This is a genomic window from Pseudomonas sp. PA-6-3C, assembly GCF_021605825.1.
Taxonomy (GTDB): Bacteria; Pseudomonadota; Gammaproteobacteria; order Pseudomonadales; family Pseudomonadaceae; genus Aquipseudomonas; species Aquipseudomonas edaphica.
In genome coordinates, this window is record NZ_WKDV01000077.1 from 1 (window position 1) to 13,946 (window position 13,946).

13 protein-coding genes are annotated in these 13,946 nt (G+C 59.8%); 3 read left to right on the top strand and 10 right to left on the bottom strand.

Features of this window, described 5'->3' with window-relative positions; translation table 11 throughout:
* Nucleotides 1–97: 97 nt before the first annotated feature.
* The gene (locus GIW48_RS29080; RefSeq protein WP_442963559.1) at nt 98–658 is read left to right on the top strand and encodes a TetR/AcrR family transcriptional regulator; all 561 of its coding nucleotides are present in this window, start codon (nt 98–100) and stop codon (nt 656–658) included.
* Nucleotides 659–780: 122 nt separating this feature from the next.
* On the opposite strand, the gene GIW48_RS29085 is transcribed toward GIW48_RS29080, so the two are convergent.
* From GIW48_RS29085 to GIW48_RS29120, 8 genes are all read right to left on the bottom strand, one after another.
* The gene (locus GIW48_RS29085; protein ID WP_003213899.1) at nt 781–996 is read right to left on the bottom strand and encodes a TOBE domain-containing protein; all 216 of its coding nucleotides are present in this window, start codon (nt 994–996) and stop codon (nt 781–783) included.
* A gap of 19 nt (nt 997–1,015) precedes the next feature.
* Nucleotides 1,016–1,822 carry an aliphatic sulfonates ABC transporter ATP-binding protein gene (ssuB, locus tag GIW48_RS29090; RefSeq protein WP_017139537.1) on the bottom strand — a complete coding sequence of 269 codons (807 nt, stop codon included), beginning with the start codon at nt 1,820–1,822 and terminating at the stop codon, nt 1,016–1,018.
* The gene (gene ssuC / locus GIW48_RS29095) at nt 1,819–2,607 is read right to left on the bottom strand and encodes an aliphatic sulfonate ABC transporter permease SsuC (RefSeq protein ID WP_017139538.1); all 789 of its coding nucleotides are present in this window, start codon (nt 2,605–2,607) and stop codon (nt 1,819–1,821) included. Before ssuC ends, ssuB begins: the two co-directional genes overlap by 4 nt.
* 9 nt (nt 2,608–2,616) lie before the next feature.
* Complete coding sequence (gene ssuD / locus GIW48_RS29100; protein ID WP_017139539.1) at nt 2,617–3,765, bottom strand: FMNH2-dependent alkanesulfonate monooxygenase; 1,149 nt, start codon at nt 3,763–3,765, stop codon at nt 2,617–2,619.
* A gap of 25 nt (nt 3,766–3,790) precedes the next feature.
* A complete protein-coding gene (locus GIW48_RS29105; protein ID WP_138454184.1) occupies nt 3,791–4,759 on the bottom strand; it encodes a sulfonate ABC transporter substrate-binding protein in 969 nt (322 codons plus the stop codon).
* A gap of 94 nt (nt 4,760–4,853) precedes the next feature.
* Nucleotides 4,854–5,447, bottom strand: a complete 594-nt coding sequence (gene ssuE / locus GIW48_RS29110; protein WP_170036764.1) for an NADPH-dependent FMN reductase — start codon at nt 5,445–5,447, stop codon at nt 4,854–4,856.
* A 316-nt stretch (nt 5,448–5,763) separates the two neighbouring features.
* On the bottom strand, nt 5,764–6,402 hold the full coding sequence (locus GIW48_RS29115; protein ID WP_017139542.1) for a peroxiredoxin: 639 nt from the start codon (nt 6,400–6,402) through the stop codon (nt 5,764–5,766).
* 292 nt (nt 6,403–6,694) lie between these two features.
* Entirely contained in the window at nt 6,695–8,050 is a 1,356-nt protein-coding gene (locus GIW48_RS29120) for an OprD family porin (protein WP_017139543.1), read from the bottom strand.
* 370 nt (nt 8,051–8,420) lie between these two features.
* Here GIW48_RS29120 and tauA point away from each other — a divergent pair, with 370 nt between their 5' ends.
* Nucleotides 8,421–9,407, top strand: a complete 987-nt coding sequence (gene tauA / locus GIW48_RS29125) for a taurine ABC transporter substrate-binding protein (protein WP_169987991.1) — start codon at nt 8,421–8,423, stop codon at nt 9,405–9,407.
* Nucleotides 9,408–9,539: 132 nt separating this feature from the next.
* Here tauA and argA read toward each other — a convergent pair whose 3' ends face one another.
* Together argA and argE are read right to left on the bottom strand one after the other, a co-directional pair.
* A complete protein-coding gene (gene argA, locus GIW48_RS29130) occupies nt 9,540–10,838 on the bottom strand; it encodes an amino-acid N-acetyltransferase (protein ID WP_017139545.1) in 1,299 nt (432 codons plus the stop codon).
* 135 nt (nt 10,839–10,973) lie between these two features.
* Entirely contained in the window at nt 10,974–12,122 is a 1,149-nt protein-coding gene (gene argE, locus GIW48_RS29135) for an acetylornithine deacetylase (RefSeq protein WP_200430496.1), read from the bottom strand.
* Nucleotides 12,123–12,280: 158 nt separating this feature from the next.
* Here argE and GIW48_RS29140 point away from each other — a divergent pair, with 158 nt between their 5' ends.
* Entirely contained in the window at nt 12,281–13,648 is a 1,368-nt protein-coding gene (locus GIW48_RS29140; RefSeq protein WP_170036760.1) for a CYTH domain-containing protein, read from the top strand.
* The last annotated feature ends 298 nt before the right edge of the window (nt 13,649–13,946 follow it).

The window sequence follows — 13,946 nt, forward strand, 5'->3', positions numbered from 1 at the left end:
TAACAGAGGACGACTGATGGATGCTGAATTGCGAATCTACTGGTAGACAGGCAGTTGTTCTGATGCTGGTGTTTTTTTTTTTCAAGCAAAAGACGGCATACGAGATCCTATGACTCGTCTCGTGGGCTCGGAAGTTGTGGTAGGAGGCAGCGGCGGGGCCGAGCGGGCGCAGATCCCACCGTCGTCGGTGTATCACTTTTTCGCCAGCGTGCCGGCGCTGCTGGAGGCATTGACCGCCGATGTCCATGCCGCTTTCCGCGCGGCGATCCAGGCCCCCATCGAGCATGATTCACTCAAGGTGTGGCGCGACCTGTCCTCTATCGTCGAGCAACGCATGCTCAGCATCTACAGCAACGACGCGGCCGCACGCCAGTTGATCCTGGCGCAGCACGGGCTTGCCGAAGTGACCCAGGCGGACCGTCAGCATGATTTGGAGCTGGGGGATTTAATGCTTGACGTGTTCAACCGCCACTTCGAAGTGCCGACCTTGCCCACCGACGTGGACGTGTTCGCGTTGGCGCTGGAGTTGAGCGACCGCGTGTACGCGCGCTCGGTGCATCAGCATGGGCAGATTACGCCGCGCATGGCCGAAGAAGGGATGCGGGTGTTTGATGCGTATGTGGGGCTTTATTTGCCGGCGTATTTGCCCAAGCGCTGATCGTTCCCACGCTCTGCGTGGGAATGCCGCCTGGGACGCTCCGCGTCCCGCCTGCATTGCGGTGACGCAGAGCGTCACGGGATGCATTACCACGCAGAGCGTGGGAACGATCAGTGGAGTGATCACAACTTGGCGATCGACACCTCGGTGGACTTCACAAAGGCAATCACTTCGCTGCCAATCACCAGTTCCAGCTCTTTGACCGAGCGAGTCGTGATCACCGAAGTCACGATGCCGGACGCGGTCTGCACGTCGATTTCCGACAGCACGTCGCCTTCGACGATTTCCTTGATGGTGCCTTTGAACTGGTTACGTACGTTGATGGCTTTGATAGTCATGATGGTTTTCCTCTATGCGTTATTGAGCCCAACGCAATTGCGTAGGCAGCGGTGAAACAGGTTCAGGTTCCGGCGGTGAGCCTGGCAGCGACAGCACCCGGTTAAGCACTTCAGCTTCCAGCGCGGCCAGGCGATGTGAGCCACGGGCACGCGGGCGTGGCAGGTCGACGATCAGGTCGAGGCCGATTTCGCCGTCTTCAATCAGAATCACGCGGTCAGCAATCGCCACGGCTTCGCTGACATCATGGGTGACCAGCAACACGGTGAAGCCGTGCTTCTGCCAAAGATTTTCGATCAGTTGCTGCATCTCGATGCGGGTCAGGGCGTCCAGCGCCCCCAACGGCTCATCGAGCAGCAACAGGCGCGGCTGGTGAATCAACGCGCGAGCCAGGGCCACGCGTTGCTTCTGGCCACCGGACAAGGCCGCCGGCCACTCATTGGCGCGCTCGGCCAAACCCACTGCCTCCAACGCTTCCAATGCCTTGGGACGCCAGTTGCCTTTAAGGCCCAGGCCCACGTTGTCGATGATTTTTTTCCACGGCAGCAAACGCGCTTCCTGGAACATCAACCGCGTGTCTTCAATCGCCTCGCTCAACGGCGCGGAGCCGGCCAACAGCTCGCCGCCACTGGCTTTATCGAGGCCTGCGAGCAGACGCAGCAAGGTACTTTTGCCGCAGCCGCTGCGGCCGACCACGGCCACGAACTGACCGGCCGGAATGTGCAGATCAATCTCTTTGAGTACTTCCCGCGCACCAAAGGCCTTGCGCAATTTGCGCACCGCCAGCGGGATGCCCTTGAGCAGGCGCGGAGGTTGTTGAGCGGTCATGCCGCACCTCCTTTATTCACTTGGTAAGCCGGATGCCAGCGCAGCCACACACGTTCCAGGCCACGCGCCGCGAGGTCGGCGAGTTTGCCGAGGATGGCGTAGAGCACAATCGCCAGTACCACCACGTCGGTTTGCAGGAATTCGCGGGCGTTCATCGCCAGGTAACCGATGCCGGAACTGGCCGAGATGGTTTCCGCCACGATCAGCGTCAGCCACATAAAGCCCAGGGCGAAGCGCACGCCCACCAGAATCGAAGGCAACGCGCCCGGCAGGATCACTTGCCAGAACAGGCTGAAACCGGACAAACCGTAGCTGCGCGACATCTCCACCAGCGCCGGGTCGACGTTGCGGATGCCGTGGTAGGTATTCAGGTAAATCGGGAACAGCGTGCCGAGGGCGACCAGGAAAATCTTCGCGGTCTCGTCAATGCCGAACCACAAAATCACCAGCGGAATCAGCGCCAGGTGCGGCACGTTGCGGATCATCTGCACCGAGCTGTCCAGCAGGCGCTCGCCCCACTTCGACAGGCCAGTGATAAAGCCCAGGGCCAAACCGATGCTGCCACCGATCACGAAGCCCAGGCCCGCACGCCAGCCGCTGATGGCCAGGTGCGTCCAGATCTCACCGCTGCGTACCAGGTTGACGCCCGCTTCGATTACCGCGCTGGGTGCCGGCAAAATCCGTGTCGACAACCAGCCAGCGGATACCGACAACTGCCACACCGCCAGCAGTAAAATCGGCAGCACCCAGGGCGCAACACGATGACTTAATTTTTCAAAATCCATAATGGCGCCTCAGCTCTGCGACGCAGCTTTGGGAAGAATGTCGTTGGCGACCATTTCGCCGAACGGGCTGACGTAACCGGCGCTTTTTGGCAGCTCGGGACGCTCGATATCCAGGTGCGGGAACAACAGCTCGGCAACCCGATACGACTCTTCCAGGTGTGGGTAACCGGAGAAGATAAAAGTGTCGATGCCCAGCGCGGCGTATTCCTTGACCCGCGCCGCAACGGTTGGGCCGTCACCCACCAGTGCGGTGCCGGCACCGCCGCGCACCAGGCCGACACCGGCCCACAGGTTGGGGCTGACTTCGAGGTTGTCGCGGTTGCCACCGTGCAAAGCGGCCATACGCTGCTGGCCAACCGAGTCGAAACGCGCCAGGGATGCCTGGGCGCGGGCGATGGTTTCGTCATCCAGATGGGAAATCAGTTTGTCGGCGGCTTTCCACGCTTCATCGTTGGTTTCGCGCACGATGACATGCAGGCGAATACCGAAGCGCACGGTGCGCCCAAGTTTTGCTGCCTTGGCCCGCACCTGCTCGATCTTTTCCGCGACGGCGGCCGGTGGTTCGCCCCAGGTCAACACCATTTCCACCTGTTCGGCTGCCAGGTCCTGGGCGGCTTCAGACGAGCCACCGAAGTACAGCGGCGGACGTGGCTGCTGGATCGGCGGGTAAAGCAATTTGGCGCCTTTGACACTGATGTGTTCGCCGTCGTAATCCACGGTTTCGCCTTCCAGCACACGGCGCCAGATGCGGGTGAATTCCACCGAGGCCTGGTAGCGCTCTTCGTGGCTGAGGAACAAGCCATCGCCAGCCAGCTCTTCCGGATCACCGCCGGTGACCAGGTTGAACAAAGCCCGCCCGCCGGACAAACGGTCCAGGGTCGCGGCCTGACGCGCCGCCACCGTCGGGGAGATGATGCCGGGGCGCAGCGCGACAAGGAATTTCAGTCGCTGGGTTACCGGGATCAGCGAGGCGGCGACCAGCCACGAGTCTTCACAGGAGCGGCCGGTAGGAATCAGCACCCCGCCGAACCCCAGGCGGTCAGCCGCCTGGGCCACTTGCTGCAGATAACCGTGATCGACGGCGCGGGCGCCTTCGGCGGTGCCAAGGTAATGGCCGTCGCCGTGGGTAGGCAGGAACCAGAAAATATTGAGGCTCATGGAGTTGTCTCCTGAAGAAGTCGGATTACGGCGCTGTGGCGACGGCGGCGGATGGAGTCCAGATCACGTCCTTGATGCTCAAGGGTTTGGGGATCAATTTGAGCTGGTAGAAGGTGTCGGCGATTTTCTGCTGGGCGGCGACCACTTCCGGGGTCAGGAACAGCGCGCCGTAGCCTTGGCGCTTGACCGAGGTCAGGGTGATGTCCGCCGGCAAGCCGAGCAGTGGCGCGACTTGTTCGGTTACTTCCTGAGGGTTGGCCTTGGACCATTCGCCCACTGCGCGCACTTCTTCCACCAGCGCCTTGATCACGTCCGGGTGCTGCGTGGCGTAGGGCTTGGTGGCCAGGTAGAACTGGTGGTTGTCGGCAATGCCGGTGCCGTCACGCAGGGTGCGCGCTTGCAGTTGTTTCTCGGCGGCTGCCTGGTACGGGTCCCAGATCACCCAGGCATCGACGCTGCCACGCTCGAACGCGGCGCGGGCATCGGCGGGTGGCAGGAAGATGGTGTGCACGTCGGTGTATTTGAGGCCGGCATCTTCCAGGGCACGTACCAACAGGTAATGCACGTTGGAGCCTTTGTTGAGCACGATTTTCTTGCCTTTGAGCTCGGCCACCGATTTGATCGTCGAATCCTTGGGCACCAGGATCGCTTCACTGGTCGGCGCGGGTGGCTCATAGGCGACGTAGAGCAAATCTGCACCCGCCGCCTGGGCGAACACGGGCGGCGTTTCGCCGGTGACACCAAAGTCGATCGCACCGACGTTCAGGCCTTCGAGCAACTGCGGGCCACCGGGGAATTCGGTCCATTGCACTTGCACGCCCTGGGCGGCCAGGCGTTTTTCCAGCGAGCCCTTGGCTTTGAGCAGCACCAGCGTGCCGTACTTCTGATAACCGATCCGCAACGTCTCGGCGGCCTGGGCTTGAACAATGGCGCCGAAGGACACAGCCGCAGCAAACAGTGCGACCAGACCACGACGCAAGATGACAGTGCGCATGGCGCTCTCTCCAAATAATGCGATGAGGGGGTTGGCTGCACCTGCTTGGCCGTTGGCGGCTGAGTAAGGTGAGTACTACAAAATCCGGTACGGCTTAAATGCTCCAGCGAGCACTCAACAAACGTTCATTCAACACATTGGGGTCCAGCGGTTTGGGGCGACGGGCCATGGCGCCATACAGCGTCTCGAGGGCCTCGTGCAGTCGCTGCTCAAGCACCGGCACCAGTTGCGCCTGGGCACTGCCTTCGGCGTAAGCGATCTGGCTGTCTTCGGCAAAGATGCCGTGGAGCAGTTCCTGGGCCTTGAGGGCCGAGAGCACCGGCTTCAAGGCGTAGTCCACCGCCAGCATGTGGGCGATGCTGCCGCCGGTGGCCATTGGCAACACGATCTTGTGGGCCAGGGCGCGCTCGGGCAGCAGGTCGAGTACGGTTTTCAGCGCGCCGGAAAACGAGGCCTTGTACACCGGCGTGGCGATGGCCAGGCCGTCGGCATTGGCGATTTGCTGCAACAGATCGATGACTTTGGGGCTGTCGAAGCGGGCGTGCAGCAAGTCTTCGGCGGGGAAGTCCCGTATCTGATAACTCACCACTTCCACGCCTTTGTCTTGCAGCCACTGACGGGTTTTTTCCAGCAAGACCCCGGAGCGCGAACGCTGGCTGGGGCTGCCTCCAAGTGTTACGACCAGCATGCAGGTATTCCTTGAGCAAGTGTCGGCGGTTCGCTGGGTGGCGATGTCGCCAAGATGGAACAGACCCTATCAGCATATTTATATATCTTTAAATCTTATTTTTTCATTTGTTTATTCTATAAATGCATATGCCGTCGATTAATCTCAAGGCGAAAAAAAAGGCCGTCGAAACGGCCTGAAAACCCCTGCTATGTGAGACTGGAAATACCGACAAATGTGGGAGCGGGCTTGCTCGCGAATGCTGACTTTCAGTTGATGCATCTTTGAATGACACACCGCTTTCGCGAGCAAGCCCGCTCCCACATTTAGTTCTGCGTTAACGGTTAGGCTGCGGGGTTAGCCGCAAGTACGGCTTCACCGCACGGTAGCCCTTCGGAAAGCGCTGCTTGATCTCTTCCTCGTCCTTGAGCGACGGCACAATCACCACTTCATCGCCGTCCTGCCAGTTGGCGGGCGTGGCGACCTTGTGGTTGTCGGTCAGCTGCAACGAGTCGATGACCCGCAGGATTTCGTGGAAGTTACGGCCGGTGCTGGCCGGGTAAGTGATGGTCAGGCGAATCTTCTTGTTCGGGTCGATCACGAACAAGGAACGCACGGTGAGCGTGTCACTGGCATTCGGGTGGATCAGGTCGTAGAGGTCCGACACCTTGCGATCGGCATCGGCCAGGATCGGGAAGTTGACGACGGTGTTCTGGGTTTCGTTGATGTCTTCGATCCACTTGTGGTGCGAGTCCACCGGGTCGACCGACAGGGCAATGGCCTTGACGCCACGCTGCGCGAATTCGTCCTTGAGCTTGGCGGTAAAGCCCAGCTCCGTGGTGCACACCGGAGTGAAGTCCGCGGGATGGGAAAACAACACGCCCCAGCTATCGCCCAGCCATTCGTGGAAACGAATCTTGCCGGCGCTGGAATCCTGTTCAAAGTCGGGGGCGATGTCGCCCAGTCTTAGGCTCATGGTGTGGCTCCTGGTGAGTGCTTATGGAGCCCACTGTGCATGGGTTAGGAATTATTTAAAAAGAATAAATATCGATTTATCTAGACGATAAAGGAATATTAAAAATCTGTTCATTGGACTTGGGAACGGGCGAGGATCAACATCCATCACAAGGTTCGAGAAGGCCTTGAGACGCTGTACAAAGAGGGGTTTCAGGAAGGGCTTGCGGGGGTTGAGCCCGACTTGAAAAGCAAGACACCTTGCCCGGCGTTGCGCCGGGCAAGGTTTACAGTCTTACAACAGCTTCACACTACTAGAACAGTGGCAGCGAGTAGCTGACGATCAGACGGTTTTCGTCCTGGGAACGGGTGTTCGCCAGGTCGGTACGCCACATCGCGTTTTTCCAGGCCACGCCGAGGTTTTTCAGCGGGCCTTCTGGAATCACGTAGGCAACGGTGATGTCGCGTTCCCACTCGGACTGGCCAGTGGTTTCAGTACGTGCGTTAGTGTTCGCGATGGTGTCGATGTTGCTACCTTTGAGGTACACAACGCCAGCCGTCAGGCCAGGTACGCCAACCTTGGCGAAGTCATAAGCGTAACGAGCTTGCCAGGTACGCTCGCCAGCACGGGCGAACTTCTGGATCTGCATGTCGGTAGTGATGTAAGCCGACGAGCCGTCACCTTGGTTCAGCCAAGGGAAGTCGCTGCTGCCATTGCTGACTTGGTAACCGCCACCAAAGGTGTGGCCGGCCACGGAGTACAGGAAAAGTCCGCTGTACAGGTTGTTGTCGACTTTACCCTTACCGGCACGGAAACCGTTGTAGTTACCGCTGGTGTAGTAGGCAGCCGTATTACCGTTCAGGCCGTCGTCAGAACTGTTGAAATAACGCAGGTCAGACTTCAATACGCCCGGGCCGATCGACCAGTTATGGGTCAGACCCAGGAAGTGCTGCTTGTAGAAGTCTTCCAGGTTGCCGTAGTAGTACTGTGCGGTCAGATCTTTGGTGAGCTTGTAGTCACCACCGGCATAGTAGAACTTGTTGACGAACTTGCCTGCGGTGTAGTTCGAGCCACCGTTGGCACCACCCAGCGACAAACCTTCGTTGTTGCTGGAGTTACGGCCTTTGGCATGCTCAATCTGACCGGCAACCAGGGTCAAATCCTTGATGTCGTTGGTAGTGATCTGGCCACCCTGGAAGGTTTGCGGCAGCATACGACCATCGTTGGTCACGATAACTGGCAGCTTAGGCTGCAACGTACCCAGTTTCAGTTCGGTTTGGGAGATCTTCACCTTACCGGTCACACCGAGGCTGGCGAAATCGTTGACCGCGCGATTGCCGTCGCTTGGGAACACAGTACCGCCGGACGAAGTACCGGTGATGTTACCGCTGGTGCCGCGGCCAGAATCGAGGCGCACGCCGTACAGGCCGATTGCGTCAACGCCGAACTGAACCGTGCCTTGGGTATAGCCCGAAATGAACCGCAGATCGAAGCCTTGGCCCCATTCTTCGTTCCTGGACGGGTCCGCAGCACCATCACGGTTATCCGTGTTGATGTAGAAGTTACGCAGGCCCAGTGTGGCCTTACTGTCTTCGATAAAACCGGCAGCGCCTGCTTGCTGAGCGATTGCGCCCAGGGTCACAGCCAACGCCAAGGTGGACTTCTTCATGTACCGCTCCTCTCATTTCTAATTTTTGTATTTCTTTGGTCTCGGGTCTGACGCCCTCGATCCACAGATGCGCGATTAGCGCCAGATAGTGACTACCAAGTCAATCGTAACCTTGTGTGTCTACTACCTTCGTCTAACCGCAGTTGATTTGGTCCCTGCAGGGTAATGAGTTTTTCATACACCCAAAAAGAATTGTTTCATTCTTTTTCATACGATTCAGGAATAAGCCTCAGCAGGCAGTGAGTCGATCAGCATAGATCAACCGCTCCATAAGCTAATTCCTAAAGGGTATTTACCAGCCTTTTTTTAGATCGATTAGTGTGATCGTACTGTTGCATACGTCACCCACGATCAAAAAGGCGACGCCATCATGGCCAAACGCACATCCTCCCGTCAATTTGTTACAGTTTTTGTGTCACTAATACTTTCTTTTGGTGTCAAAGCCGCCGATTTGACCATCGGCTATCAAACCGGCATCGACCCCAGCAAAGTCCCCCAGGCTGACGGCCTCTATGAAAAGGCCATCGGCGAGAACATCGCCTGGCGCCGTTTCAACAGCGGCCCTGAAGTGGTCACCGCTATCGCCTCCGGCGATGTGCAAATCGGCAATCTCGGTTCCAGCCCCCTTGCAGCAGCGGCGTCACGTAATCTACCGATCGTGGCGTTTATCGTATCGGCGCAGATCAACACTTCTGAAGCCCTGGTGGTACGCAACGGTAGTGGCATCGACAAACCCGCAGACCTGGTGGGTAAAACCATCGCCACCCCGTTCGTCTCGACCTCCCATTACAGCCTGCTCGGTGCGCTGAAGCACTGGGGCCTGGACACTCAAAAAGTCAAAGTGGTGAACCTGCAACCGGCAGAAATCGCCGCCGCGTGGAAACGTGGCGATATTGACGGCGCGTTCGTGTGGTCACCGGCGCTGGGGGAGATCCGCAAGACCGGAAAAACCCTGACCGACGCGGCCCAGGTAGGTCAGTGGGGCGCGCCGACGTTCGAAGTGTGGGTGGCGCGCAAGGATTTCGCGCAAAAACATCCTGACGTAGTGGCCAAGTTTGCCAAGGTCACGCTGGATTCGTTTGCTGACTATGCGGCCCATAAAGACCGCTGGACCGTCGATTCCGAACCTGTGCAAAAAATCGCCAAATTGACAGGTGCGAATGCCGCCGATATTCCTGAACTGTTGGCCGGCACCACCTTCCCGGATGCCCAGGCACAGCAGACCGAGGCACTGCTTAAAGGCGGCACCGCGAAGGCGATTGGGGAGACGGCGAAGTTTTTGAAGGAACAGGGGAAGGTCGAAACGGTGCTGCCGGATTACTCGGCCTTTGTGACCGATAAATTCATCAAAGAATAAATGCAGTCCCCTGTGGGAGCTGGCTTGCCTGCGATGGCATCACCTCGGTTTATCTGAAAAACCGAGTCGCCTGCATCGCAGGCAAGCCAGCTCCCACATGAGCCAGCTCTGTATTGGGCCGAAAGAACGGGCTTACAGCGCCTTCTCGAAAATCTTCGAATTACGCTGATAGTTGTACAGCGAGGCCCGTGCCGACGGCAGGCGGTCCACGCTGCTCGGCACAAACCCGCGCTCGCGGAACCAGTGGGCGGTGCGCGTGGTGAGGACAAACAAAGTCTTCAAACCCTGGGCCCGCGCGCGGGTCTCGATGCGCTCCAGCAATACATCACCGCGTGCGCCGTGACGGTACTCCGGGTTCACTGCCAGGCACGCCAGCTCACCGGCATCCGAATCGGCGATCTGATACAACGCCGCACAAGCGATGATCATGCCTTCGCGCTCGACCACGCTGAACTGCTCGATCTCACGCTCCAACACCTCACGCGAACGCCGCACCAGAATGCCCTGCTCTTCCAGCGGGCTGATCAGGTCGAGCAAGCCACCGACGTCTTCAATCGCCGCTTCACGCACCAGTTCGAATTGCTCCTGGGCCACCAACGTGCCGCCACCGTCGCGGGTGAACAGCTCGGTGAGCAACGCGCCGTCTTCGGCATAACTGACGATATGGCTGCGCCCTACTCCGCCACGGCAAGCCTCGGCGGCGGCATCCAGCAACTCAGCCTGATAGTTGTTACCCAGCCGCTGAAGGTGCGCCGGCACTTGTTGCGGGCGCAACTCACGCACCAGGCGACCATGCTCATCGAGCAAACCAAGGTCGGCGCCAAACAGCAGCAGCTTGTCGGCGCCCAGGTCGATGGCGGCGCGGGTGGCGACGTCTTCGCAGGCCAGGTTGAAGATCTCGCCGGTGGGCGAATAACCCAATGGCGACAGCAGCACGATGGACCGCTCGTCCAGCAGGCGATTGATGCCTTTGCGGTCGACCCGACGCACTTCGCCGGTGTGGTGGTAGTCCACGCCTTCGAGTACACCGATCGGGCGTGCTGTTACCAGATTGCCGCTGGCCACGCGCAAGCGCGAGCCCTGCATCGGCGACGAGGCCATGTCCATGGACAGCCGCGCCTCGATAGCAATGCGCAGATGCCCGACCGCGTCGATCACACATTCCAGGGTCGCCGCATCAGTGATGCGCAAACCTTCGTGGTAAGCCGGGGTGAGGCCGCGTGCTTCAAGGCGGGTTTCAATCTGCGGGCGCGAACCGTGCACCAGCACCAGCCGCACACCCAGGCTGTGGAGCAGCACCAGGTCGTGGACGATATTGCCGAAGTTAGGGTGATCCACGCCATCGCCGGGCAGCATGACCACAAAGGTGCAGTCGCGGTGGGCGTTGATGTAAGGCGAAGCGTGACGAAGCCAATTGACGTATTCGGGCATAAAACCTGGGCCTGTAATAAAAAGCAGCCAAAAAAGGATGAATCGTGAAAGCGCACAGCGGGCTGATGGTTATCGTCGGAACAGGCTTGGCGACACGCTCGCTCTCCTTCTATGTACGAATAGGCAGGGGTTAATTTATGCAGGTTTCAGGCAGTAATGCTCGATCAGTTCCCGCAATAGACGCACTGTAGGCGTCAAGCGTGACATTTCGAGGTATTCGCCCGGCTGGTGGGCGCAGGCGATATCGCCGGGGCCAAGCACCAGGGTTTCACAACCAAGGCGCTGAAGATAAGGCGCTTCGGTGCCGAACGCTACTGCTTCGGCACGATGACCGGTCAATCGTTCCGCCACCCTTACCAGCTCGGCGTCTTCGGCCTGCTCGAACGGCGGCACTTCTGGGAACAGCGGTGCGTAGTCAATCTTGACTTTATGGCGCTCGGCCAAGGGTTCGAGCTTCTGGCGGATGGCAGCGCGCAGCACCTGCGGGTCCATGCCTGGCAACGGCCGCAGGTCGAATTCCAGCGAGCATTGGCCGCAGATGCGGTTGGGGTTGTCGCCGCCGTGGATACAACCAAAGTTCATGGTCGGTTGCGGCACGCTGAATTGCGGGTTGCGGTACTCACGCTGCCAGGCCAGGCGCAGGCCGCGCAGTTCGCCGATGGCGTCGTGCATGGCTTCAAGGGCGCTATGGCCAAGGCTTGGGTCCGACGAATGGCCGCTTTGGCCCAGAATGTCGATGCGCTCCATCATCACGCCTTTGTGCAGGCGGATCGGCTTGAGCCCCGTCGGCTCACCAATCACCGCCGCACGGCCCAACGGGCGCCCGGCTTCGGCCAGTGCGCGAGCACCGGACATCGAGCTTTCTTCATCGCAGGTGGCGAGGATCAGCAGCGGTTGTTTAAAAGGTTGGTCCAGCAATGGCAGCACGGCTTCGATGGCCAGGGCAAAAAAGCCCTTCATGTCGCAGCTGCCCAAACCTACCCAGCGGCCGTCGACTTCCGTCAGCTTGAGCGGATCGGTCTTCCACAGCGCGGCGTCATACGGCACGGTATCGCTATGCCCGGCCAGCACCAGCCCGCCGGGGCCACTGCCGAAACTGGCGAGCAGGTTGAACTTGCCGGGGCTGACCTGCTGGATGTCGATGGCAAAACCCAGGTCACCCAGCCAACTGGCGAGCAGGTCGATGACCGGGCGGTTGGTCTGGTCGAGAGACGCTTGGGTGCAACTGACCGACGGCGCGGCAATCAGCGCGGCGAATTGCTCTTTCATGGACGGTAACGGCATGCGCAGCCTCTCAACTTCCCGGATGAGCCTCACTATAGAACCATCTGCACGACACAATAAACCGTTGCGGCACGTTGCCGGGCTCAGTCCTGTACACTGCACGACCTTGGCAGCCACACATTTCCCCGGCTGCGCTCCCGATCCTGGATTTTCCGGCCATGCAGAAAGAAACCGAAATCAAGCTCCGCGTCAGCCGCGAAACCCTCGCCGCGCTACGTGAGCACCCGCTACTGAAAAAACGCAACAAAAGTGGCTGGGAACGCCGTGAGTTGATGAACCAGTACTTCGACACCCCCGAGCGCGACCTGGCCCAGGCCAAAGTCGCCCTGCGCCTGCGCAAGGACGGTGACGACATCATCCAGACCCTCAAGACCCGCGGCCAAAGCGTCGCCGGCTTGTCGGAACGCAATGAATACAACTGGGACCTGCCCAAAGCCAAGCTCGATGTGAAGAAACTCGACGGCGAGTGCTGGCCCGAGCAATTGGCCGAGCTGGACAAAAAGACCCTCAAGCCAATCTTCACCACCGATTTCGTGCGTGAGCGCGCCGAAATCGCCTGGGGCCGTGGCAAGGCCAAGGTGGTGATCGAAGCCGCCCTGGACCTGGGCCATGTGGTGGTCGGCAAGCAGAAAGAAGAAATCTGCGAGCTGGAACTGGAACTGCGCGAAGGCGAACCGGCTGCCCTGCTGGAACTGGCCGCCGAACTGGCCGCGACCCTGGCGCTGATGCCGTGCGATATCAGCAAGGCCGAGCGCGGCTACCGCCTGTACGACGCCAGCAGCTACTCGCTGAGCCTGCCGGCCCCGCAGATCCACGCCGAAATGCCGTTGGACGACGCCTTCGCCGCAATCATGTGGCACCTGTTGGGCAGCAGCCAGCGTCTGGCTGAGCAATACCGTTTCAACGGTCATTGGCGTCTGCTGCAGGACTGGGTCGACAACCTCGGTGAACTGCGCGCCCTGGTCGGCAGCCTCGGCCAGGCCGCGCCGCGTCAATCCACCAGCGAACTGCGCAGTGCACTGGACGCACTGCTGGAAGACTGGCGCCCACTGGTACAGGCTGGCGATGACGATGAAGACATCCGCAAAGCCGCGCCGGAACAGTTCGCCGAAGAACTCGAAGACGTGCGCTGGGGCCTGTTCTCGCTGAACACCTCGCGCTGGCTGCTGGCCCGCGCCTGGACCACCGACCGCAATGTGCGTGGCAACCGCCAGGGCGCCGCGCAAATCACCAACTGGCTGCCACGCCTGCTGGCTGACGACGCCGTCGCCCTGCAACTGCCGCGCTATCAGCAGCAACCGGAAGACCTGGCCGAGCAACTGCCGCGCATCGAGCGCATCCAGGCCTGGCTGCACCACGCACGTAACGTGGTGGACATCCCGGAACTGGACCGTTTGTACGGCGAACTGAACAAGTTGGCGCTGCTGGCCAACCAGCCGATCACCGATGAATCGCTGGATGCGCGCATGCATCAGGCGATTGCGGTGTATCAGAACCGGGCCTGGAAGACCCTGCTGCGCCTGTAAGATCGCTATCGCGGGCAAGCCCGCTCCCACAGGGGAATGCATTCCAATGTGGGAGCCGGGCTTGCCCGCGATGAGCATAGGTATCTACACAACTTCTGAAGGCAGCCGATTTCTCCTGTGGCGAGCAGGCTTGTCCTGCGTTGGGCCGCGAAGCGGCCCCAGTAAAGGCACTGCAATTTTCCTGAAAGAACTCAGTGTCTGGGTTTGGGGCCGCTTCGCGGCCCAACGCAGGACAAGCCTGCTCGCCCCGACAGCCCACTCGGCCCCAACCGGGTTGGTGGCGGGCTCTTTTTCACAT